The 23,519-nt window shown below is 72.2% G+C and carries 18 protein-coding genes and 1 riboswitch; of the genes, 7 read left to right on the top strand and 11 right to left on the bottom strand.

What is annotated here, in order from left to right; all coding sequences use genetic code 11:
• The first annotated feature begins 247 nt into the window (after window positions 1-247).
• Together RM479_RS03745 and thiD are read left to right on the top strand one after the other, a co-directional pair.
• Window positions 248-1,174, top strand: coding sequence for a DUF368 domain-containing protein (locus tag RM479_RS03745; protein WP_311510280.1), 927 nt, complete (start codon window positions 248-250; stop codon window positions 1,172-1,174).
• 235 nt (window positions 1,175-1,409) lie between these two features.
• Window positions 1,410-1,520, top strand: a riboswitch (TPP riboswitch).
• A complete protein-coding gene (thiD, locus tag RM479_RS03750) occupies window positions 1,511-2,314 on the top strand; it encodes a bifunctional hydroxymethylpyrimidine kinase/phosphomethylpyrimidine kinase (RefSeq protein WP_311510281.1) in 804 nt (267 codons plus the stop codon). Its footprint overlaps the riboswitch before it by 10 nt.
• A gap of 72 nt (window positions 2,315-2,386) precedes the next feature.
• On the opposite strand, the gene RM479_RS03755 is transcribed toward thiD, so the two are convergent.
• Together RM479_RS03755 and RM479_RS03760 are read right to left on the bottom strand one after the other, a co-directional pair.
• Window positions 2,387-3,805 carry an alanine/glycine:cation symporter family protein gene (locus RM479_RS03755; RefSeq protein ID WP_311510282.1) on the bottom strand — a complete coding sequence of 473 codons (1,419 nt, stop codon included), beginning with the start codon at window positions 3,803-3,805 and terminating at the stop codon, window positions 2,387-2,389.
• Window positions 3,806-4,020: 215 nt separating this feature from the next.
• Window positions 4,021-4,278, bottom strand: coding sequence for a DUF6457 domain-containing protein (locus tag RM479_RS03760; protein ID WP_274807554.1), 258 nt, complete (start codon window positions 4,276-4,278; stop codon window positions 4,021-4,023).
• A 227-nt stretch (window positions 4,279-4,505) separates the two neighbouring features.
• On the opposite strand from RM479_RS03760, the gene RM479_RS03765 reads away from it, so the two are divergent.
• A complete protein-coding gene (locus RM479_RS03765) occupies window positions 4,506-5,714 on the top strand; it encodes a glycosyltransferase family 4 protein (protein WP_311510283.1) in 1,209 nt (402 codons plus the stop codon).
• Between the two features lie 132 nt (window positions 5,715-5,846).
• On the opposite strand, the gene RM479_RS03770 is transcribed toward RM479_RS03765, so the two are convergent.
• On the bottom strand, window positions 5,847-7,175 hold the full coding sequence (locus RM479_RS03770) for a pyridoxal phosphate-dependent aminotransferase (protein WP_311510284.1): 1,329 nt from the start codon (window positions 7,173-7,175) through the stop codon (window positions 5,847-5,849).
• Between the two features lie 132 nt (window positions 7,176-7,307).
• Between RM479_RS03770 and RM479_RS03775 the strand changes: the two genes are divergently transcribed.
• Window positions 7,308-8,252, top strand: coding sequence for a LysR family transcriptional regulator (locus RM479_RS03775; RefSeq protein WP_311510285.1), 945 nt, complete (start codon window positions 7,308-7,310; stop codon window positions 8,250-8,252).
• Between the two features lie 70 nt (window positions 8,253-8,322).
• Here the strand turns inward: RM479_RS03775 and RM479_RS03780 are convergent, their stop codons facing one another.
• The 3 genes from RM479_RS03780 to RM479_RS03790 all read right to left on the bottom strand — a co-directional run bounded on the left by RM479_RS03780 (window position 8,323) and on the right by RM479_RS03790 (window position 11,013).
• On the bottom strand, window positions 8,323-8,655 hold the full coding sequence (locus RM479_RS03780; protein WP_311510286.1) for a hypothetical protein: 333 nt from the start codon (window positions 8,653-8,655) through the stop codon (window positions 8,323-8,325).
• A gap of 127 nt (window positions 8,656-8,782) precedes the next feature.
• Window positions 8,783-10,102 (bottom strand): glycosyltransferase, encoded by a 1,320-nt coding sequence (locus RM479_RS03785; protein WP_311510287.1) that lies wholly within the window; start codon window positions 10,100-10,102, stop codon window positions 8,783-8,785.
• A gap of 17 nt (window positions 10,103-10,119) precedes the next feature.
• On the bottom strand, window positions 10,120-11,013 hold the full coding sequence (locus RM479_RS03790) for a DMT family transporter (protein ID WP_311510288.1): 894 nt from the start codon (window positions 11,011-11,013) through the stop codon (window positions 10,120-10,122).
• Between the two features lie 412 nt (window positions 11,014-11,425).
• On the opposite strand from RM479_RS03790, the gene RM479_RS03795 reads away from it, so the two are divergent.
• The gene (locus RM479_RS03795; RefSeq protein ID WP_311510289.1) at window positions 11,426-13,030 is read left to right on the top strand and encodes a beta-N-acetylhexosaminidase; all 1,605 of its coding nucleotides are present in this window, start codon (window positions 11,426-11,428) and stop codon (window positions 13,028-13,030) included.
• A gap of 80 nt (window positions 13,031-13,110) precedes the next feature.
• On the opposite strand, the gene RM479_RS03800 is transcribed toward RM479_RS03795, so the two are convergent.
• Window positions 13,111-14,358 carry a type III PLP-dependent enzyme domain-containing protein gene (locus tag RM479_RS03800; protein WP_311510290.1) on the bottom strand — a complete coding sequence of 416 codons (1,248 nt, stop codon included), beginning with the start codon at window positions 14,356-14,358 and terminating at the stop codon, window positions 13,111-13,113.
• Window positions 14,359-14,501: 143 nt separating this feature from the next.
• Complete coding sequence (locus tag RM479_RS03805) at window positions 14,502-15,479, bottom strand: glycerophosphodiester phosphodiesterase (RefSeq protein ID WP_311510291.1); 978 nt, start codon at window positions 15,477-15,479, stop codon at window positions 14,502-14,504.
• Window positions 15,480-15,731: 252 nt separating this feature from the next.
• Between RM479_RS03805 and RM479_RS03810 the strand changes: the two genes are divergently transcribed.
• On the top strand, window positions 15,732-17,150 hold the full coding sequence (locus RM479_RS03810) for a hypothetical protein (RefSeq protein WP_311510292.1): 1,419 nt from the start codon (window positions 15,732-15,734) through the stop codon (window positions 17,148-17,150).
• Between the two features lie 152 nt (window positions 17,151-17,302).
• Complete coding sequence (locus tag RM479_RS03815) at window positions 17,303-19,060, top strand: gamma-glutamyltransferase family protein (protein ID WP_311510293.1); 1,758 nt, start codon at window positions 17,303-17,305, stop codon at window positions 19,058-19,060.
• Window positions 19,061-19,552: 492 nt separating this feature from the next.
• Here the strand turns inward: RM479_RS03815 and RM479_RS03820 are convergent, their stop codons facing one another.
• From RM479_RS03820 to RM479_RS03830, 3 genes are all read right to left on the bottom strand, one after another.
• Window positions 19,553-20,725: a C40 family peptidase gene (locus RM479_RS03820; protein ID WP_397221235.1), complete on the bottom strand. Its 1,173-nt coding sequence runs from the start codon at window positions 20,723-20,725 to the stop codon at window positions 19,553-19,555.
• Between the two features lie 150 nt (window positions 20,726-20,875).
• Entirely contained in the window at window positions 20,876-22,531 is a 1,656-nt protein-coding gene (locus RM479_RS03825; protein WP_311510294.1) for a bifunctional 3'-5' exonuclease/DNA polymerase, read from the bottom strand.
• Between the two features lie 61 nt (window positions 22,532-22,592).
• The gene (locus RM479_RS03830) at window positions 22,593-23,510 is read right to left on the bottom strand and encodes a 2-hydroxyacid dehydrogenase (RefSeq protein WP_311510295.1); all 918 of its coding nucleotides are present in this window, start codon (window positions 23,508-23,510) and stop codon (window positions 22,593-22,595) included.
• Between the last annotated feature and the right edge of the window lie 9 nt (window positions 23,511-23,519).

Genomic DNA, 23,519 nt, shown 5'->3' on the forward strand with positions numbered 1-23,519 from the left:
TCGGACGCGTGAAGGCCGTAGCCACGTGCCCGTACGGCACTAGACTGGCATCGCCGCCTCCAGAGCCCCCTCCCCGGGGAGCGAACGGACCGCAACCCCGCTACGGGGCACGGGATCACACGTCAGTGAGCGGCGGAAACCCCCTCCTCTCCCGGACCCCTCGTCCCTGGGGTCCGGCGGTATCGATGTCAGAACGGAGAACGGCGCCCCTCACCCCCACCGGACCGGGGCCGCGCCCAACGATCAGATGGCCAGAACAGCAGGCTCTTACCTCTTCAACATGGTGCGCGGAGGCGCGGTCGGCGCTTCGGAGGCGCTCCCGGGCATCAGCGGCGGTACGGTCGCCCTGATCGTCGGACTGTACGACAAGCTGATCGGCGGGGCCGGTCACCTGGTCAGCGGCATCAAGCGCTACGTCACCGACGTCCCGCGCGGCCGGGGACCTGAACGTGCCAGGGCGCAGTTCCGGATGGTCGACTGGAGCGTGCTGATCCCCGCCCTCATCGGCATGGCCGTCTTCCTCGTCGGCGCCGCGATCGTCCTCGCCCCCCTCGTGGAGGCCTACCCGCAGTACGCCTACGCGATCTTCTTCGGCCTGGTGCTGGCCTGCCTGTGGATCCCCTACACGGGTTCGGGCAGCGCGTGGCGCCCCTGGCACTACCTCATCGCGCTGGCCTTCGCCGCCGGGGCCTTCCTCATCACCGGCCTGCCGGGGGCGAACCTGCCCACCCACCCCGTGGTGGTCTTCTTCGCCGCCGCGATCGCGATCTGCGCCCTGGTCCTGCCGGGACTGTCCGGTTCCTTCCTTCTGCTCACGATGGGCCTGTACGAGCCCACGATGAACGCGGTGCGCGACGTGGACCTCGTCTACCTGGGTGTCTTCGCCCTGGGCGCCCTCACCGGCCTGTCCCTGTTCGTCAAGGTGCTCCAGTACCTGTTGGAGAACTTCCACCACATGACCCTGGTCGTCCTGACGGGTCTCATGGCCGGGTCGCTGCGCGCGCTGTGGCCCTGGCAGAACGAGGACCGCGCCTTCGTGACACCGACCGACGTCCCGGTCACCGTCGCCCTCATGGTGCTCGGCTTCGCCGTGGTGACGGCCGCCATCGTCTGGGAGCGGCACAAGCTCGCCCGCGAGGCCGCCGACGCCAGGCCCGGGTCCGTCTCCGTCTGAGACCCCGGCGGGGCCCGCGGGAGCAGCGGGGGCCGCGCCGTCATCGGCCCGGACGGATGGAACCCCGTCCCCGAACGGCTTCCGTCTCCGGTCCGGCCGCCTCGCCCCACCGGTGGCGCGAGGCGGGACACCGAAGACGCGGCACCGGGAACACCCCGGCCGCGTGACGTCCCGGCGGCGACCCGCCGCCACCCCACAACGTCGCGAAGGCGACCGCACACCCGGGGGCCACGGGCCCCGAGGCGCGGGGTGCCGGGACGCGACCACCGGTCGCGTCCCGGCTGAGAGCACACCCGTCGAACCTGCCCTAGTTCGTACTAGCGAAGGAACGCCATCATGAGCGCGTACAACATCGTGTCCATCGCCGGCAGCGACCCCAGCGGGGGCGCCGGGATCCAGGCCGACCTCAAGGCCTTCTCCGCCCACGGGACCTTCGGGATGAGCGTGGTCACCGCGCTGACCGCCCAGTCCACGCGCGGCGTCACCGGGGTCCACCCCGTCCCGGCCGACTTCGTCGTCCGGCAGATGGACACGCTCTTCTCCGACGCGACCGTGCACGCGGTCAAGATCGGCATGCTCGGTACCGCCGAGGTCACCGAGGCCGTCGCCGAGGCGATCGACCGGCACGGCCTGCGCGGCGTCGTGGTGGACCCGGTGATGGTCGCCAAGAGCGGTGACCGGCTGCTGGAGACCTCGGCGATCGAGGCGCTGCGCACCGAACTGCTGCCCCGGGCCGACCTCATCACCCCGAACCTGCCCGAGGCCGCCGATCTCTTGGACGAGCCGGAGGCCACCGACCTGGCGGGCATGCGCGACCAGGCCCGCCGGCTCCTGGAGAGGGGACCGCGCCGGGTCCTGCTCAAGGGAGGCCACCTGACCGGCGGGGAGAGCGTGGACGTCCTGGTCTCCCGGGACGGCGACCTCCGGGAGTTCTCCGCGCCCCGGGTGGCCACCCGCAACACCCACGGCACCGGCTGCACCCTGTCCGCGTCCATCGCCGCGCTGCTGCCGCAGCGGCCGGACGCCGCCACCGCCGTGGCCGACGCCAAGTCCTACCTCACCGAGGCCCTGCGCCGCGCCGACGAGATCGACGCGGGCCACGGCCAGGGCCCGGTGCACCACTTCCACGCCTGGTGGTGACCCACCGACACGGGAAAGGGGGACCGGCGCCGGGCCGGTCCCCCTTCTCGTTCTCTCACGCCCTCGGGGCCGCTACCCCGTGACGTCGTCCATCACCGCGTCGGGATCACGCCAGTTCGGGTGATCGAAGAACTTCCTGGTCTCCGACACGATGAGCGGGGAGAGCACCAGCAGACCCACCAGGTTGGGCAGCGCCATCAGACCGTTGGCGATGTCGCTGAACAGCCACACCGAGTCCAGGCTGGCGACCGAGCCGATGAAGATGACGATGATGAAGAGGATCCGGTAGGGCAGCACGAGCTTGCGACCCGCCAGGAACTCGACGCACCGGTCACCGTAGTAGGACCAGCCGAGCAGGGTGGTGAAGGCGAACACCGCGACGGAGACCGCCACGATGACCGCGCCCGCCGGGGCCAGCCCGGGGCTGACGGCGCCCAGGCCCTCGGTCATCGCCTGGCTGGTCAGCAGCGAGCCGTCCGCGGAGTTCTCGCCCTGCCAGACACCGGTGGTGATGATGACCAGGCAGGTCATGGTGACCACGATGATGGTGTCGATGAAGGTCTGGGTCATGGAGACCATGGCCTGGCGCACCGGCTGCCTGGTCTTGGCGGCGGCGGCCGCGATGCCACCGGTGCCCAGACCCGACTCGTTGGAGAAGATGCCGCGCGCGAAGCCCATCTGGATGGCGATCAGCATCGTGGAGCCCGCGAACCCGCCGGCCGCGGCGGTGCCGGTGAAGGCGTCGGTGACCACGAGCTGGAACGCCGGCAGGATCTGCGCCCAGTTGGCCGCGAGCACCACCAGGCAGATGCCCACGTAGCAGATGATCATGATCGGGACGAGAGCGGAGGCGACCCGGCCGATGCTCTTGATGCCCCCGAGGATGACCGCTCCGGCCAGCAGCATCAGGACCAGGCCGATGATCCAGGTGTCGACACCGGTCACGCTGTTCACCTGCTGGGCGACGGTGTTGGCCTGGCTGCCGTTGCCGATACCGAAGGCGGCGATGGCGCCGAAGACCGCGAAGAGCACACCGAGGGTGGCGCCGAAGCCGCCGCCGATCCCGTACTTGAGGTAGTACATCGGGCCGCCGCTCTGCTCGCCCTTGGCGTCGGTGCGGCGGAACTTCACGCCCAGCAGGGCCTCGCTGTACTTGGTGGCCATGCCGAGGAAGCCGACGACCCACATCCAGAAGAGCGCGCCCGGACCGCCGATGCCGATGGCGAGCGCGGCACCGGCGATGTTGCCGACACCGACGGTGGCGGCGAGCGCGGTGCTCAGGGCCTGGTAATGGGAGATGTCGCCTTGGACGGAATCGTCTTCCTTGCGCCGGACCAGCGCGAGCCACAGGGCGTGTGGCAGGCGGAGGAGCTGGAGCAGGTTCAGGCGGATGGTGAGGAAAAGGCCGACGGCGAACAGCAGCGGAATGAGGACGAAGGGTCCCCAGATGATGCCGCTGATGAGGCCGGCCATTTCAAGGAGCTGGTCCACGGGGGATCTCCCTGTCGGTCAAGTGGATGGGGCCGAGGTCACCGCCGTGTCGGTGCGGGGGCCGGTGCCTCGTTGACGTGTCGGCACTGGTGAGCGCCTTGCGTTATCGGCAAAGAATTGCAGCGACGCGTAACGAACGCATCACATGACTTCGACATGAGGGTCTCTTCGGGAACCGGAGCGGACACCGGTACGTTCTTCGGCCGCTCGGCGTGTCACGTGTCACCTTCCTCGCGACCACCACGGCTCAGGGCGAGTTCGCTCAGGACCCGCGCGGCCCGTTCCGGGTCGGCCCCGCGACCGACCGCGACTCCGAGCAGGAAGGTGGTGAGCGGCGCCGCCGGGCGGGCGATGGAGTGCGCGGCATCCCTTGCCAGGTCGAGGATGCGTTCCACGTCCTCTTTGTTCAACGGTTCGCTCTCGGCGAGCCCGAGTTCGACGCGGACCGTCTCGGCCCATTCCACGAGGGTCACCGTTCAACTCCCTAGAGCAATGATTCGATCACGTGATGCGATCTTAGCCACCGTGAGGTCATCTCGGGGCAACCCCTGGTCGGGTGCGTCGTCCACGAGCGGTCACCGTCCGCTCGGTGAACCCACGCCCGCGCGTCGCGCCCGGTTCCCCCCGTCCCTCATCCGGGTTCACCGGGCCCGCCTAGCGTCGGAGACGGCCGTTCCCCCCGGCGTTGGGAGCAATGCGCATGTCCCCGATCGACACCCACAGCGACCGCATCCCGGTCCCCTCCCCCGCCGACGCGCACCGACCTCTGCGCGTGGCGATCGTGACCGAGTCCTTCCTCCCCCAGGTCAACGGGGTGACCAACTCCGTGTGCCGGGTCGCCGACATGCTGGCGGCCCAAGGGCACCGGGCGCTGATCCTGGCCCCGGGACACGACGGTCCCACCCACCAGTCGGGATTCCCGGTGGTCCGGACGCCCTCGATCCCCCTGCCCGGGTATCGCGGCTTCTCCCTGGGTCTGCCCGCCCGGCGCACCCTGACCACGGCGATCCGGTCGTTCTCGCCGGACGTGATCCACCTGGCCTCCCCCGCCCTCATGGGCATGGCGACGGTGGAGGCCGCCCGCCGCTGGGCGCTGCCGACGGTGGCGGTGTTCCAGACCGACCTGCCCGGTTTCGCCCGACGGTACGGGCTGCCGGGCACCGAGCACATCTGGACCGCGCTGCGCCGCGTCCACGCCGCGGTGGACCGCACCCTGGTGCCCTCCTCCGCGACGATGGAGGCCCTGTCGGCGCGGGGGTTCCCCCGGCTGGACCTGTGGCGGCGCGGGGTCGACGTCCGGCGCTTCCACCCCGACCACCGCGATGAGGAACTGCGCCGACGGCTGGCCCCGAACGGGGAGGCGATCGTGGGCTACGTCGGCCGGTTGGCCAAGGACAAGCGCGTCGACCTGCTCGAACACGTGCTGAAACTGCGCGGTGTGAAGGTGGTCGTCGTCGGGGACGGGCCGGAGCTGCCCCGGCTGCGGCGTCGGCTGCGCGGCGCGATCTTCACCGGCCAGCGCACCGGCGAAGACCTGTCCCGGCTGTACGCCTCCCTGGACCTGTTCGTGCACACCGGAGCGGACGAGACGTTCTGCCAGGCGGTCCAGGAGGCGCTGGCCTCGGGGGTGCCGGTGGTGGCGCCGGCCGCGGGCGGCCCGCTGGACCTGGTCGAGCACGAGCGCAACGGACTGTTGTACGCCCCGGACTCGGTGCGCGAGCTGCGGGTGGCGGTGGGCCGACTGGCGCACAACCGCTCGGTGCGCGAGACCCTGGCGGCCCGCGCCCGGGCGTCGGTGGAGCACCGCACCTGGGAGGCGGTGGGCGAGGAGCTCATCGGCCACTATCGCTCGGTCCTGGCCTCCAGCCGCGAACTCGCGGAGAGGAACAGCGCCGCGGGCGTCCCTTGAAGGCCCGGCGGGGCCGGTGAGGACCGCGGAGGACACCGGGCGGACCGGTGCCGACGCCGGGCGGGGGGAAGCGGGGGGAAGGGGAGCCCTTACCCGGGGACGTCCTCCCGGGCGGGGCTCGCCGGTCCTCGCTCAGCGCACGGACGTCGGTACCGTGACCCGCGTGCGGAGCACCGGCGCGCCCACGGGTCCGGCGAGCAGCGCGCCGAGCACCTCCCCCAAACGGTCCAGGTACGCGCGGATCCAGGGCAGCGCCAGTGGGTCGGTGGCGGCCAGGGCGGCGTAACGCCGTTCCTCGGTGTCGCCGTACAGCAGGCTGGTGGCGACCCGCATGCGCAGGGCCTCGGGTCCCTCCCCGAACTCGACGGCGGGCAGCACGCCCATCCCGAAGCGGTCGAGCAGCAGCCCGGTGAGCCCGGGGCCGGTGGTGACGCCGTGCAGCTCGGTCAGCCGTTCGCGCAGCGGCTCGAAGTCGGGGTAGAGGTAGAAGGCGGCACGCGGTGGAACGACGGCGGCCCCGGCCCGCGCGAACACGTCGGTGACGGCGCGGGCGACGATGCCGTGCAGGCGGCGGCTGCGGTCGACGTGGTCCACCAGTTCGGCGGGTTCGGTGAAGGCGTGGGCGGCGGCCTCCTGGATCGGGGCGGCCGGGCTCGACCAGATCTCGCTGGCCACCCCGAGGAGTCCGCCGCGCAGGCGGCGCCCGATCTCGGAGTCGGGCAGGCGCAGAACACCGATCCGCCAGCCTCCCAGCGCCAGGTTCTTGCTCAGTCCGGTGGAGATGACGGTGCGTTCGGGGGCGAATTCGGCCGGGCTGTGCACCTCGACGGGCGCGGCCTCGGGGCCCTCCGGGTGGACGAGGTCGCGGTAGATCTCGTCGGAGATGACGACCAGGTCGAGTTCGCGGGCGACCTCGGCCAGACGACGCACCGTCGCGCGGGTGGCGACCGTCCCGGTGGGGTTGTCGGGCAGGGTCGCGATGACGGCGTTGACGGTGCGTCCCGCCTCGCGGGCGGCGGTGACGGCGGCGTGCAGCAGGTCGGGCTGGGGGACGCCCCCCTCACCGGTGGCGGTGGGGACCAGCAGTGGACGGGAGCCGACCAGGCGGCTCTGCGCGGCGTAGCTGACCCAGCTGGGCGCGGCGATGGCGGTGTCGCCGCCCAGTGCCAGCAGAAGGCCGTACAGGAGCGGTTTGCTGCCGGGGCCGGCGATGACCGTGTCCGGATCGGTGGGCAGGCCGCGCCGCGCCCAGTAGCCGGCGGCGGCCTCGCGCAGTGCGGCGGAGCCGGCGACGGGGCCGTAGGCGTTGGCGCCGTTGCCCGCGGTGAGCCGGTCCCGCATGACCGGGTGGACCGGCAGGCCCGCCTCGCCGAACCCCAGGGGCAGCACGCGCACCCCCTGGCGGCGCTTGTCGGCGAGGGCTTCGTTGACTGCGAGGGTCGCGGAAACAGTGACGGTCATGGACGACTCATCTCCGGCTCGTGTTCTGGCGCTCGACCGTCTTTCGAGGTGACGGTCCATCGCCCCTCAGCCTTCCCATCCACGCCCTTCAGTACAAGCGACTCTTTTCGATGGTGAGCGTAAGCTCTGCTTATGCTCGATCTCCGGCGTCTCCAGATCCTCCGTGAGTTCTCCGTGCGGGGCACCATCGCGGCCACCGCGATGGCGCTGGGGTACACGCCCTCGGCCATCTCCCAGCAGTTGTCCGCGCTCGAACGGGAGACGGGGGTGGCCCTGCTCGACCGCACGCCGCGCGGCGCGGAGCTGACCGACGCCGGGCGTCTGCTGGTGGTCCACGCCGAGGAGATCCTGGCCCTGGTGGAGGCGACCGAGTCGATCCTGGCCGAACAGGCCGACGTGGCCCTGGGGGTGGTCAAGGTCACGGCCTTCCCCACCGCCGCCGTGGCGTTCGCGCCGTTGTTGGCGCCCTCCCTGCGCCGGTACGGGGAGATGCAGCTGGTGCTGCGGCAGACGCTGCTGTCGTCGGGCACGGAGAAGGTGCGCTCCCGTGAGGTGGACATCGCCCTGGTCGACGATTGGACCGGACAGCACCCGGGCCGGGGGGTGGACAGCGGCCTGAGGCACGTGCACCTGCTGCGCGACCCGCTGGTGTTGGCGGTCCCCCGGGGACACCGACTGGCCGACCCGGACGAGCCGGTGGTCTTGGAGCGGCTGTTGGGCGAGTCCTGGATCGTGGCGCCCGAGGGCGAGCGTTCGCGCTACGGCACGGACCTGTTGTTGGCGGAGGTGGGCGGGCTACCGTCGGCGGCCTGGGAGTTCGAGGGGTTGGGCACGGTACTGAGCCTGGTCTCACGCGGCATCGGGATCGCGGCGGTGCCCGCCCTGGCGATGGTGGGCGCCCCCGCGGGGCTGGTCCACCGCACACTGCCCGGCCGGGTCCCGGCGCGGCACGTGTACGCGGTACTGCGCCCGGCCTCGCTGCGCCGTCCGGCGGTCCAGGTCACCTTGCGGGCGTTGCGGGAGGCGGCCGGGACGGTCGCTTCCGAGTTGTCCGATCTGACCGACCGCCCCTCCTGAGGGGTCCGGACACGACGATGGCCCGGCCACCGGGGCCGGGCCATCGGGATGACCGTCGATGTCGCAACCTTCAACTCTCCTCACCGCTCCTGCGTCGGGCCTTGTCCACGCGACGGCGCAGTCTGCGGCAGATGTGGAGGACCCGGTCCCGGTCGTCTCGGGCGTTCCACCACCGGGCGTAGGCCTCCAGTCTCCGTTGTCGTAATGCCTCCAGTTCGGCTTCCATGCGGGTGACCCTGTATTCCAGGTCGATGCGTTCGCGTTCGAACGCCGACATGTCGCGCTCGTGGAAACCCGCTTCGCGTTCGGCGGCGAGCAGCCGCTCGGTGAGGGCCTCGTGCACGTCACCTTCGGGGGTGACCCTGCCGAGGACGCCGCGTCCATTGATGCCTTCGAACCACACACCTGATGTGTTTCCCGGGCCACGGAGATATCACCGACAGCCACGCAAAGAATGCGGAAAGTGGCAAACCTCGTCTTTTTCTCAATGCAGACAAAGAGGACATGATTCTCCGTTGGGCCGCCCGATCTCAGGCGACGGCGATCCGCTCCGGGCGCGTCGGCGGGAGCGCACTCGGCCGCAGGCCCCGGTAGACCTCCTCGAACCGCTCCAGTGAACGGTGGTGGTCGTGCCGCAACGCCAGTTCCCGGGCGGTCCCGCCCAGCGCCGAACGCGCCCTCCCCGCGCTCAGGACCGTGAGCAACCGGTCGGCCATGCGCACCGGATCGCCCGGCGGGAACAGGAATCCGTTGCGCCCCTCCTCCACCAGGTGCGGCAGCGCCATCGCGTCGGCCACCACCACCGGCAGCCCGGTGGCCATCGCCTCCAGGGTCGCGATGCTCTGCAACTCCGCCACGGCCGCGATCGCGAACACGTCCCCGGCCGCGTAGAACAGCGGCAGTTCGGCGTCCGGCACGAACCCGAGGAAGAACACCCGGTCGGCGACGCCCAGCTCGGCGGCCAGCACCCGTAGTGCCTCCTCGTCGCGCCCCAGACCGGCCAGGGCCAGCTGCGCGTCGTGCTCACGGGAGACCAGGGCCAGCGCCCGGATCGTGTCGTCGATCCGCTTGTCCTCGTCCAGCCGCCCGACGAACACGATGGTGTCCCGGTCGGGCAGTCCGAACCGGCCGCGCGCTGCCGACCGGTCGGAACGCGGGTGGAACCGCTCCAGGTCGATGCCGCACGAGATCGACTCGATCTCCCCGGCGAACCCCTTCTCCCTCAGCAGGGCGGCGGCGCGGGGGGTCGGCGTGGTCAGGTGATCGGCCTCCCCCGCCACCCGCACCATGTCCCGCCAGGCCAGATCGCCGACCACCGCGCGCATCGCCTCCGGGATCCGCGCGTGGGCGTACAGGTTGTCCGGCATGAAGTGGTTGGTCAGGACGACGGGGATCCCCGCCGCCCGGCCCGCGCGGATCGCCGACCGGCTGAGCGTGAAGTGGCTCTGGGCGTGTACGACGTCCGGGTCCAGCCTCCGCACGAGGCGGGCGATGTGCCCGCCCGCCCCCAGCGGCACCGCGGCGCGCATCCCGTCCTGGAGGGGCATGCGCGCCGACCGCAGCCGATGTTCCATCACCCGCCCGTTGCGGCGCACGTACGGTTCGCCCTCCTCGGAGGGGCACACCACGTGCACCCGGTGTCCGCGTTCCGCGAGCCCCTCGGCCAACCGGTGGGTGAAGTACCCGGCGCCGTTGACGTCGGGCGGGTAGGTGTCACCGGCGATGAGGATCCGCAGGGGCCGGAGCGGACGGGAGGCCCCGTCGAGGGCGGTGGTGGGTGACGGGCGGGAGGCGACAGCGCCGGAGGCCCCGTTGAGGGCGGTGGTGGGTGACGGGCGGGAGTACGGCATGGGTGGACTTCCTTCGTTCAGCGGGTGCGGGTGCGAGCCGTGCCGGTCTGCGTACGCGCCCCCTTCGCCTCGGGGTTGCGGTGTCGGGTCCGGGCCAGGAAGACGGTCCCGGCGATCGCGACGACGGCGAAGGCGAACGCGCCCACCTGGGCGGGGAGCGTCTCCGGCGCCCCCTCTCCGAGGAGGAGCGCGCCGATCGCCACACCGACGACGGGGTCGGTGATGAGGAGGGTGGCGTAGGCGGCTGCGAAGTGACCGGTCCGGTAGGCGTTCTGCATCAGCAGTCCGCCGAAGACGGCGAGGACGACGGCGAGCAGGCTCGGCCATCCGAGGACGGTCGTCCAGTCGGCGAGAGCGTTGGAGGTGATCACCCGGGCCAGGCCCGAGGTGGCGCCCAGCGCCGCACCGCCCGCCAGGGCGAGCGCGATCGCCCTGGCCCCGCTGGGCATCCGGCGCGCGGTGAGGTACACCGTCATCCCGACGGCGAGGGTGACGCCCGTGAGGGTCAGGGCGTCCCGGAGCGGCATGACGGGGGTCTCCGCGCCGTGCGGGAACGCCCACAGCACCCCGATGAGGCCGACCATGACCGTGATCCCGGCGATGACCTGGGAGATCAGCACCCGCTGGCGGTTGAACAACGCCGACAGGACGATGGCGAACACCAGCCCGGTGACCCCGATGGGCTGGATGATGGTCAGCGGCGCACCGCTCAGGGCCATCAGGTGCAGGCAGGCGCCCGCCCCGACCGCCAGGGTGCCCAGCAGCCAGCGGGGTCGGCGCAGCAGATGCCACAGGAAGCCGACACGGGCCACCTGTGCTCCGGGGGCGCGCACGGCGTCGCGTTCCTGGAGCGCGGATCCGAGTGCGAGCGTGAAGGCCCCCACGATGGCGAGGAGGACCGGCCAGGCCATCGTCACCACCGCCGACGCGCGGGCCGCTCCGGACCCGGGATCGCCTCCGCCATCATCCGTCTCCCCCCACGAGCCGCACGGAATCGGGTACGTCCCGAACGATACGGACGGGGCGCCGCCCGGGCGATGACGCCGACTCCCGTCTTCGAGTGGTGCCCGCCCCACCCCCGGGAGGGGTGTGCTCCCCCGGCGTCCGCCGAGCGCGGTTGCGGCGGCCCGGACACGCCGACCCGTTGTTCGCTTCCCTTCCGCGGGGGGCGGAGCGTTAAGGCTCCGGCGCGGTCAAATGCGGGTATCGGATGAGCCGAACACGCGCGTCCGGTCCCACCGATGGGGGTTCGCTGCTGCGCCGGCACCGGTCGCCATGGCACCATGTCCCGTATTGGTCTAGACCGGATAGGAGCGACCACCCGTGCCTGATACCTCCCCTTCCCTCCTCGCGTCCCGCCCCGTGATCCCGCGCCCCCTACAGGTCGTCCCGGGCGAGGAGAACGGGCTCGCGCTCACCGCCGCGACCAGGGTCTCCGCCGACCCCGAAGCCCGGGGCACGCTCGTGTGGCTCCAACGTGAACTCGGCGCGGCCACCGGGTTGCCCTTCTCCTCGGGCGACGAGGACAGCGAGATCCGCCTCAGCGTGGACCCCTCCGCCGGGCTGGGCCGAGAGGGCTACCGGCTCATCGTCGACGACGAGGGCGCCATCGTCATCGGCAACGACCCCGCCGGGGTCTTCTACGGGGCCCAGACGCTGCGCCAGCTCCTGCCGGCCGCCGCCCACCGCGACGCCCCCATCGGCGACACCGACTGGACGCTGCCCGCCGTGGGCGTCACCGACGCGCCCCGGTTCGGCTGGCGCGGACTGATGCTGGACACCGCCCGGCACTTCGTTCCCAAGCGCGAGGTCCTGCGCTACATCGATCTCCTCGCCCTGCACAAGCTCAACGTGCTGCACCTGCACCTCAGCGACGATCAGGGGTGGCGGGTGGAGATCCGCCGCTACCCGAAGCTCACCGAGAAGGCGTCCTGGCGCACCCGCAGCCAGCTGGGCAACCCGCGTCCGGGCGAGGAGCCGGTCTTCGAGGAGCGCCCGCACGGTGGTTTCTACACGCAGGACGACATCCGGGAGATCGTCGCCCACGCCGCCGCCCGGCACATCACCGTCATCCCCGAGATCGACGTCCCCGGTCATTCCCAGGCGGCCATCCACGCCCACCCCGAACTCGGCGAGGTCGGGGAGATCCCGGTGGGACAGCGCTGGGGCATCTTCGACGAGGTGCTCGCGGTCACCGACGAGGTGCTGGAGTTCTACCGCAACGTCATCGACGAACTGCTGGAACTGTTCCCCTCCGAGTACTTCCACGTGGGCGGGGACGAGTGTCCCAAGACCCAGTGGAAGGGCAGCGGGTCGGCGCAGCGGCGGATCCGCGAGGAGGGTCTGGCCGACGAGGACGAACTCCAGAGCTGGTTCATCCGGCAGCTGGACGACCATCTCACCGCGCGCGGGCGCCGCCTGGTCGGCTGGGACGAGATCCTCGAAGGCGGACTGGCACCCGGCGCCACGGTCATGTCCTGGCGCGGAGAGGAGGGCGGCGTCGCCGCCGCCAAGGCCGGGCACGACGTGGTCATGAGCCCGACCGCCACCTCGTACCTGGACTACCGGCAGTCGGAGTCCGACGACGAGCCGATCAAGGTGGGCACCCTGCTGCGGGTCGAGGACGTCTACCTCGCCGAGCCGGTCCCGGAGGGCCTGAGCGAGGAGGAGGCCGCGCACGTCCTGGGCGCCCAGGTCAACGTGTGGACCGAGCACATCGACACGCCCCGGCGGTTGGACTACATGGTGTTCCCGCGCCTGTCGGCGTTCGCCGAGAAGGTGTGGTCGGCCGGGGAGCGGGACTACGCCGAGTTCGAGCCCCGGCTGCTGCACCACCTGACCCGGTTGGACGCCGCGGGGGTGGAGTACCGCCCGATGGACGGCCCCCGCCCCTGGCACACCCGGCCGGGCGTGCACGGCTGGGGGTGACGTCCCGGCGGCGGCCGTCCGCAGGTCGGCCGCCGCCCCGCGGACGGCCGGGTCCGACCTCGGCCCGGCGATCCGCTCCGTCAGAAGTAGGTGGCGATGAGGTCGACCACCGTGTCGGCGTCATCGACCACGGGGATGCTCCGCCACTTGTCGAAGGTCGTGCAGGGGTGGGAGATCCCGAACGACATCAGGTCGCCGGGCCGGACGTCCAGCCCGACCGGGACGCTCAGGTAGGCGTGCTGGTCGTCGAACTTCGTCACCCGCACCCCGTCGGCGGGGACGGCGGTGCCGTCGGCCCGGCGCAGGACGCGCGGGATCGGCAGGTCCTGGTCGTACCCGGCGTCGCGGCGGCCCATCCCGGCGATCGCCAGCCCTTCCTCCGGGGCGGAGGTGACCTGGGCCCACAGTTCCAGGGCGCCGGTGAGCGCGTCGCCGCCCTCGGGCAGCCGGTTGTAGGGGGTCACCCGGCGGTACAGCCCGTCGTCGTGGGTGATGTAGGCCCCGCTGCGCAGGATCGGGAGTGCCTCGACCATGCCGCCGATCTCCTCGGCGACCAGGTCGAACCAGGCGCTGCCGCCCACCGTGAGGATCGGCCGCCCGGGCCCCGGCCCGCGCTGCGCGAGCAGGGCCTCGACGTCACCGCGCAGATCCCGCAGGAAGCCCCGGACGCCGTCGGCGTCGGACAGCGGCCCCTCGTACCCGGCCACGCCGACCGTGGCCGCGCCCGGGATCGCGTCGACGGCGTGGGCCAGGTCGAGAACCTCCCCGCGGGTGCGCGCCCCGGTGCGTCCGCCGGGGACACCGCGTTCGATCAGGGCTCCGGGGAAGCGTTCCCCCTTCCATCCCTGCGCCGCGGCGGCCACGGCGGCGACCCCCTCGGGGGAGTCGACGTAGAACAGGAGGTCGAAGCCCCGGTCGGCGGACATCTCCTCGGCCGCCCACCGGATGACCCGGGGGTCGAGGAGCTGGTTGGCGAGCAGGATCCGCCGCACCCCGAACCCGCGCACCGCCAGGGCCTGGTTCGCGGTGGCCACGGTGATGCCCCAGGCGCCCGCCTCCAACTGCCGGCGCAGCAGGGCGGGCGCCATGGAGGTCTTGCCGTGCGGGGCGAACAGCAGGCCGTGGGCCCGGGTGAACTCCGCGAGGGCGGCGACGTTGCGCTCCAGCGCGGACTCCCTCAGCACCAGCAGGGGCCAGGTGAAGGGCCCGTCGAACAACCGGTCACGCCGGGCGGCGAAGTCGGCGGCGGGGATCGGACCGCCCGGCCACCACACCCCTTTGGTCCGCCGGTCGACGAGTTCTCCGGGGACGTCCGGACGGTCGTTCACGTGTTCCGCCTCTCCTCTGGGCCTTCCCAGAATCTAGGGCATGTTCCGGAACGCCCGCCCTGCCGCGCGCCGCCCGGTCGCCCTCGCCCGTCGCCCCCTTCGGTGGCCGGCCGACGCCGTTCGGCGGCTCGGCCGCGCGGAGGCTAGTGCAGAGCGGGCAGCAGGGGGAGGGTGACCTCGGTCGGCGTCTTCTTCGCGTTCCTGGCGAGGAAGTCCCGGATGGCGCGCTGCCCCGCGTCGGGGTAGTCGGTGATGAATCCGTCGACCCCCTTGAACAGGACCGTGTCCATGGCGGCCCGGGTGTTGACGGTGTAGGGCATGATCTCGAACCCGTGCTCGTGGAGCAGGTCGACGTAGGCGGCGTCGATGGTGGCGTGGTTGGGGTTGATCATGTGCGCCCAGGTGAAATCCGGGACGCGGGACTCGGGGACCCGACCGAGCAGGGCGTGCGGGACCGACGGCAGGATCAGCTTGGAGGAGCGCACGACCTCCCAGTCGAAGCTCTGCACGATCAGGCGGCGGGGTTCCCACGGGCGGTTGTGCTTCAACCAGATGGAGCGCGCCCGCAGCTCCCGGGCGATGTCCCTCTCGATACCGGGGTGGCGGGCGGGTTCCTTGATCTCCAGGAAGAGGTTGAGGTCCAGGGACTCCAGGCGCCGGAGCGCCTCACTCAGGGTCGGCACGCGCTCCCCCGCGTAGGCGGAGGAGAACCAGGAACCGGCGTCGAGGCGGCGGATCTCGGCCAGGGTGAAGTCGGCGACCAGGTAGGAGGAGCGGCCGGGGAAGACCTTCTCGGCGTCGGTGGTGCGGGTGAGGGTGACGTCGTGCAGGAGGACGAGCTCACCGTCCTTGGTGCGCTGGACATCGATCTCGACGGTCTCGGCGCCCAGGCGGCGCGCGGCGTCGAGCCCGGCGAGCGTGTTCTCGGGTGCGTGTCCGGCCGCTCCCCGGTGGGAGACGGCCAGCAGGGGGCGTTGGGATGCGACGTGCCGCACCGTGGCGGGCTTCTCCGCGATGGTGCCCGGCGAGTCGGGCAGAGGGGTGACCGAGGCGGCGGACGGGGCGCAGAGGACGACGATGGCGAGTGAGACGACTCCGACGACGATGCCGATGCGGTGCACCGGACCTCCCAGATACGCGTGAACGGACGTGCCGAATGCTTCCTTGAGACCAAAGCCTGAACGCCCAGGGCGACCGGACGGTGACCGTGCGCGGAGCGCGCGGGAACGTCCGGAGAACGACCTAAGAGTGCCTTGTCCGACTGCCACCACTTGTAACCCTATGCATTCACTTGATGACTTCATGTCACAATTTTGGCCCGTGAGAACCTCGATAATTACGCAGAGCCCTGCAACCATCACTATTAGTAGTCGATGGGAAGGAACACTATGCGCAAGCACCGCACCAGGTGGGTCGCGATTCTCGGCGTCGCGGCCCTGTCCGTCGCCGGACCGATCGGTCTCGCCGGGTCCGCCCTCGCCGACGAGGAGGACGAGCGGTCGCTGAGCTGGCCGGTCGTACGCCAGGGGAAGTCCTCGTACAGCCTCGACGGATATGAGATCGGGTACCTGCCCGCCGGCCTGGAGAGGTACGGGATCAACGCCTCCTCCACCAGTGATCGACAGGGCGGCCGCCACTCACAGCTGTCCTGGATGCAGGGCCCCGACCAGCTCTACGGCCGGGTGGCCGTCATCCGCTCCGAGGCCCTTCAGGACCTCGACGACCTGCGCGCGAGCCGCTACGGCCACATCCCCGACCGGGAACTGGAACTGGTGGAGGACGACGCCGCCTTCGAGCAGGGGGCCTACCTCTCGGAGGAGACCGGTGACCTCTTCTGGCTGGAGAGGCCGGGGGTCGCCGTGGCCACCCACCTCCAGCCGGACCGCTGGGGACCCAGGGAACTGCGGCGTATGGCCGAGGAGGTGGCCGAGGAGGCCGGCACGGCCGAGCCCGTCGAACAGGAGGAACCGGCGCAGGAGGAACCGACGGAGACCGAACCGGAGACGGCCCAGGAGGACCCGGGCCCGGAACCGGAGGAGGTCGTGGACGAGGAGCCCGCGGCGGAGGCCCCCGAGGCCCCGGAGACCCCGGTCGACCAGGCCCCGGTCGTCGAGACACCGCAGAAGCCCGGCGCTCCGGAGAACCCCGGGACCCCGGTGGACGACATCGTGGACGAGGAGCCCGCGGCGGAGGCCCCCGAGGCCCCCGTCGAAGAGGCTCCCGAGGTCCCCGCCGACGAGGCCCCCGAGGCCCCGGCCGACGAGGTTCCGGCGAACCAGGCCCCCGAGACCCCGGAGACCCCGGTCGACCAGGCCCCGGTGGAGGACGCGGTCACCCTGCCCGGCAGCGGCTCCCGCGAGGTCAAGGGGTGCCTCATCGACCACTTCGTGGACTTCGAGGCGGGCGACAGCGGGATCGACGAGTCCCAACTGACCCCGGACAGCGGCGCGTTCGTGGAGCAGGCGCTGAGCAAGGACGACCTCGACGACGCCGAGCGCGACCGCCTGCTCGCCACCGTCTGGTACTACGGCCACGAGGGCGACAAGAACACCGCCCTCGACGAGTGCGCGCAGGCGAACGACCTGGACCGCGCCGAGGTGGAGCAGATCCTGAACGAGGTCGCCGACATCATCGCGGAACTGGTCGCCGAGGCCGAGGCGGACGCCGCCGCCAAGATGGAGGAGGCCGACGACAAGGCGGAGGAGGTCATCTCCGATCTCGACACCGTCGACGACGAGGAGTGGCGCGCGCTGTGGGACTCCCTGCCGTGGAGTGTCCCGACGCAGCCGTGATCCGCGTCTGAACCGTTGAGCGCCGGGGGTCCCGCGAGGATCCCCGGCGCTCGCACGTCTGCCCCTCCTCGAAGGTGTGCTGTAGCGTCGCCCGGACCGCGTTCCGCGTTCCGCGGTCGGTGTTCCGCCCGCTCACCCAGGAGGCCCCCTCGATGCCCCGTTTCACCACCCGGCCCCAGCTCCGAGGCGATTTCGGCATGGTCGCCTCGACGCACTGGCTGGCCAGCGCCACCGGCATGTCCGTCCTCGAACGCGGTGGCAACGCCTTCGACGCCGCGGTCGCCGCCGGGTTCACGCTCCAGGTCGTCGAACCCCATCTCAACGGCCCCGGCGGCGAGGTGCCCGTGATCTTCCAGGCCGCCGGCGGTCCGCCCCGGGTCCTGTGCGGGCAGGGGGTGGCTCCCGCCGCCGCCACCCTCGAAGCGTTCTCCGGCATGGACCGCGTCCCCGGCAGCGGGGTGCTGGCGGCCACCGTCCCGGGGTCCTTCGACGCCTGGATGCTCCTGCTGCGAGACCACGGCACCATGACCGTCCGCGACGTCCTGGACCACGCCATCGGGCTCGCCGAACGCGGTTATCCCGTGCTGGACCGGATCTCCGCGGCCATCGCCGCCCTCGAACCCGTCTTCACCCGTCACTGGACCGGTTCGGCCGCGGTGTACCTGCCGCACGGCCGGGTGCCCGCCGTCGGAACCCGGCTGCGCAACCCCGCCCTGGCCGCCGCCTACCGGCGGATCGTCACCGAGGCCGAGTCCGGCGGCGGCGGTCGGGAGGCGCGGATCGACGCGGCCCGGCGGAGCTGGTCCCAGGGGTTCGTCGCCGAGTCCGTCGCCGCGTTCCTGACGACCCCGGTGCCGTCCGCCGAGGGGGAGCCGCAGCGGGGCCTGCTCACCTCGCAGGACATGGCCGACTGGAGCGCCTCCTACGAGGACCCGGTGAACGTCCCGTACGGCGCGCACACCGTGCACAAGACCGGCCCCTGGGGCCAGGGACCGAGCATGCTCCAGCAGCTGCGCCTGGCCGAGGCGCTGGGCACCTCCGGTGAGGGCGCCGACTTCGTACACCGGGTGACCGAGGCGGCCAAACTCGCCTTCGCCGACCGCGAGGCCTGGTACGGCGACCCCGACTTCACCGACGTGCCCCTCAAGGACCTGCTGTCCGCCGGGTACGCCGCCGATCGGGCCGCGCTCGTGGACGACGCCCGAGCGTCCCTGGAGACCCGTCCCGGGTCCGTGGCCGGCCGCACTCCCTTCACACCGCCGCTGTACCTGAGCGGGGAGGCGCCGGCCGACCGCACCACGGGCGAGCCCACGGTGCGCCGCGGCGACACCTGTCATGTGGACGTGGTGGACGCCCACGGCAACATGGTGTCGGCGACCCCCAGCGGCGGTTGGCTCACCAGCTCCCCCGTGATCCCGGCGCTCGGATTCCCGCTGGGCACCCGGGCGCAGATGTTCTGGCTCGACCCCGCCTCCCCCAACTCCCTGGAACCGGGCAAGCGACCGCGCACCACGCTCTCCCCCACCCTGGTCACCCGGGAGGACGGGCAGGCGGTGCTGGCGATCGGCACGCCCGGCGGCGACCAGCAGGACCAGTGGACCTTCACCGCGCTGCTGCGGATCCTCAACGGCGTCGAGGACCTCCAAGAGGCGTTGGACGCGCCCATGTTCCACACCAACGCCTTCCCCAGCTCGTTCCACCCCAGGGAGACGATCCCGGGCGACCTGGTCGTGGAGCCCGGCCTGGGCGAGGAGACCATCGCCGAACTGCGCCGTCGGGGCCACCGGGTCCAGCTCTCCGCCCCGTGGTCGCTGGGCCGCCTGGCCGCCGTGGCACGCGATCCCGAGACCGGTGAGCTGCGCGCGGCCGCCGACGCCCGGGGAGCGCAGGGGTACGCCGCCGGACGCTGAGACGCCCGGGTACGGAACGAGCGGACCGACTGCCGTTTTGAACGTTAAGCCGGTATTGGGACTACTTGCCTGCCTTGATCTCGCCTCTTGCCAAATCGCCCGCTCGCTGCTTATGTAGTCCTTGTGCGACGCACCGACGTCGTCACACTCCAGGACCATTCCGACAGGGTCGGTACGCTGTCTCCCCCTCCCTCAGCGGCTCCCTGTCTCCCCCTCCTGACCGAGGCCTGTCCTTCCCCTCCCGGCCGGGTCCTTCGGACAAGGAGACATGTGGGCCGTGGTGCCGCCGACGCGGTGGCACCACGGCCCACTGTTTTCTCCCACCACCGCCCACGTGTGGGCCCCGCCCGGAACGTGTCCGGGCGGGGCCGTGCTTCGCGCTCCGCCGCCGAGGATCACCCGCACCGGGCGACCCGCGGCGAGGGGCCCTCGTTCACTCCGCCGGCCCCCGGGTCCCCGTGGGCGCCGTCGTGGGGACGAGGGGCACGGGGATCAGGTCTGGACGCGCACGGCGCCCGCGTATTTGGCGGTCCGTACCGGGGTGACGCGCACGTCGAGACCGGTGCGCGGCGCCTCCAGCATCATCCCGTCGCCGAGGTAGATCGCCACGTGCGAGATGTAGTCGGGCGCGGTGGGGTCCGACCGCCAGAACAGCAGGTCGCCGCGGCGCAGGTCGTCGAACTCGATGCGCTCTCCCGCGTTCCACTGGTCGTGGGTGACGCGCGGGATGCTCACGCCCGCCTCCCGGAAGGCCCACTGGAGCAGACCCGAGCAGTCGAACCCGACCCCCGGGGTGGTACCGCCCCAGACGTAGGGAACGCCGAGCTGCGACTCGGCGTTGGCGATGACCTGCTCGATCACCGACGACGGCACGCTGTCGCCGCTCACCGACGGTTCGGGGGCGTCGGTCACCAGTTGGACGGAGACCTCCTCGCCCAGGACCGCGCCGAGTTCCTCGTACAGTTCCCACAGGTCGGCGTCGGGGGCCGAGACGACGAGGGCGTTGCCCTCGGGCACGCCCAGCGCGGCGGCGGTCTCCCGGGAGATCAGGGCGTCGATGCCGGCGATGCCGGAGGTGGCGTGCGTCCACACCTCCAGGGGCACCTCGCCACGACCGCCGGTCACGGTGATATCGCCGCCGACCTCCAGCTCGCGTTCGGTGCCGACGTCCTTGGAGAGCGCGATGCGCCCCTCGGCGACGCCCTGCCAGACGTCGTCGGACTCGGCGGAGGGCTTCGGGGCGTGGTTGCGGAAGGTGGAGGGGTCCACGCCCAGGACGGAGGTGGCCTGGTCGTCGACCAGGACCCGGGCGGCGTCCACGGTCAGGACGTGCTCCACGTCCCCGATCTCGCGAACGGCGTCGACGGCGTCGGTGGGGAGGGTGTCGGGGGCGACCACGAAGTACTCGATGCTCCGCGCCTCACGGAAGGGGGCGACGTAGGCGTCGCGGCGCAGGTCCTCGGGGTCGGCGACCTCGGGGGAGGCGGTGGCGGAGGGGGTCGCCCCGACCCGCGGGTCGGCTCCGCTGGGCGCATCGGGGGCGAACTGTTCACTGACGGGGGGTCTGTCCTCGACGACGGGATCGGCCATGGCCGGTGTCGCCCCGAACGCGGTGAAGGCGGCCACCAGGACCGCCGTGGTGCAAGCAGATCTACGGCTCCGCACGGGGATGTCCGCCCTTTCTCTGAACCACCCGGGGTAGGGGGGACCCCTACGGCGCGCGCTCCTCCGTCGACGTTCCGAATCCAAGAATGGGCGGACCCGGTCGCCTTTGCAAGAAGCCCACGCCGTCCGTTTTCCGGGGGGTTGGGGGGGTCATGGGGGTGGGGTGGTGCCTTCGTAGCCCTCTGTAACACTGACGGCCAGGGGGAATCGTACCGGAGTGTCCCCGAACAGAACAGTGCTCGCCCGCTCCCGTGCGACATCGATCGCGTGAACGGCCTCCTCGGCGCGTTCACGGGGCACGTGCAGGACCACCTCGTCGTGCACGAAGAACACGACCGCCCCGGGCATCAGCAGACGCAGCGACGCCAACAGCACCAGCGCCCACTCGGCCGCCCCGGACTGCACGACGAAGTTGCGGGTGAACCGGCCGTGCGCCCGACGGTGGCGGTCGCCGTCGGGCCCGGAGGTCCGCCGCTCCCACCCGAGGGGCGAGGGCGAGGTGCGCCCCAGCCAGGAGCGGACCCGGCCGCCCTCCTCGCCCGTGCGGGCCGCGGCGTCCACGTACTCCAGGGCCCGGGGGTAATGGCGGCGCAGCAGCGCCAGCAGCGGTGCCGCGTCTCCACCGGTCTGGCCGTACATCGCGGCCAGCAGCCCGATCTTGGCACGCTCGCGGTCGCCGGCGGTGTGCACGGCCAGGCGGGCGTACAGGTCGTCCTCGGCGGCTGCCTCGGCCAGGGCCGTGTCCCCGGAGACCGCCGCCAGGATGCGCGGTTCGAGTTGTCCGGCGTCGGCGCGGATCAGCACCCATCCGGGGTCGGCCCGGACGGCGCCGCGCACCGCCTTGGGGATCTGGAGGGCGCCGCCGCCCCGGGTGGCCCAGCGCCCGGAGACGACCCCGCCCACGACGTAGTCGGGGCGGAACCGGCCCGACCGCCGCCCGTCGGTGTCCCGGCGCTCGTCGACCCAGGTCTCCAGCCAGGCCCATCCGTTGGCGGAGTGCAGACGCGACAGTTCCTTGTAGCGCAGCAGGAGCGGGATCACCGGGTGGTCGATCCGCTCCAGCACCCAGGCCCGGGTGGAGTCGACGGGGTGGCCGATCCACGCCATCGCCTTGAGCACCTGCGCCGGGGAATCGGGGTTGACCTCGCGGCCGACCGCCTCGCCGATCCGGGTGGCGAGATCGGCCAGGACCGGCGGTCGACGGCCCGCGGGCGGGCGCGGCCCCAGCAGACCGGTGAGGATGCGGTCGTGCAGATCCGGCCGCCAGGGCAGCCCGTCGTGGCTCATCTCCACGGCGGCCAGCGCGCCCGCCGACTCCACCGCCGCGAGCAGGGAAATCCCGCCCGGCAGCTCCGCGAGTCGACGCGACTGCTCGGCGTGGACCTCCACCAGGGCGTCCAACCGGTCGGTGCCCGGCGGCAGGGTGGAGCGGTCGGCCTCGAACAGCGCGGGTTGGGCCGCCACCCCCTCCCCCGCGGGTTCGAGGGGATCCTCGGGCACGGGCCGGCCGTGCGCACGGGCCCAGGCCGCGCCGAGGGAGCGGGGCTCACCGTGGCGCCCCGCGTATCCGAGCAGGAGCGCCTCGACGAGCGCGGCGTCGTGACAACGTTCGACCCGCACCCCGGCGCGCACCAGTTCGGGGTGGACGTCGCGGGTGTCGGCCCACACCCAGCGGGGCCGGTCGGCTTCGGCCTCACCGGCGCGGACGGCCGCGGCGAGATCGTCGACCCGCCGGGCGGGGGACTCCCCGTCGAGCGGGCGCAGCCACCCTCCGCCCTCGCCGTCGGCGACCACCGCGATCCTCATACGGTCATTCTCATCACCGATACCGACATTCCGGACGTCCGATCCGGCCCGGTCGCCCGGGTCAGCGTCCGGGGCGGACCACGTTCTCCAGAACCTCCCCCGCCGCCCAACGGGCCAGCTGGGCGTCCATGAACGCGCGGGCCCTGCGGTAGAAGGTCACCGACCCACCGGCCACGTGCGGGGTCACGAACACCCCCGGCGCGTCCCACAACGGGTGACCCACCGGCAGCGGCTCGGGATCGGTGACGTCGAGCGCGGCGCGCACCCGACCGTTCTGGGCCAGGAGCGCACCGGTGTCCAGCACCGGCCCCCGGGCCACGTTGACCACGAGGGCGTCATCGCGCAGCAGGGCGAACTCCCGGGCCCCGAACAGGCCCCGGGTGCGCTCGGTCAATGGGGTGATCAGCACGACCACGTCCACCTCGGGCAGCAGGGCGTGGAGTTCCCCCACCCCGTGCACGCCCTCCTCGGGACGGGCCCGGTTCGCCACCCGCACCACCTCGGTCTCGAAGGGCAGCAACCGGTCCTCGATGGCCTTGCCGATGCTCCCGTACCCGACGATCATCACCCGTTGGTCGGCCAGGGAGCGCGACGGCGCCGGCGCCCACCGGTGTTCGCGCTGATCGACCGCCCACCGGGGCAGGTCCCGCTGAGCGGCGAGGATGAGCCCCAGCGTGTGCTCGGCGGCGCTGGCGTCGTGCAGTCCACGCCCGTTGCACAGGGTCACGTGCTCGGGCAGCAGCGGCAGCACGTGCTCGTACCCCGCCGAGACCAGCTGGACGACCTCCAGATCGGGCATGCGGGCGATCATGTCGAGGCGCTCGTCGACCCCCTGGGTGGAGGGGGCGTAGGGCACCTGGTAGAACACCACCCCGTCCAGGCCCTCGGGGGCGGGGCCCCCGGTGTAGACGTCCACCGTGAGCGGAGCCGGCGCGTTGCGCCGGTTCTCCTCCCATTGCACGAGTGCTCGACCGGGCATGGCTCCTCC

This window comes from Nocardiopsis lambiniae, from assembly GCF_031845465.1.
GTDB classification, from domain to species: domain Bacteria; phylum Actinomycetota; class Actinomycetes; order Streptosporangiales; family Streptosporangiaceae; genus Nocardiopsis; species Nocardiopsis lambiniae.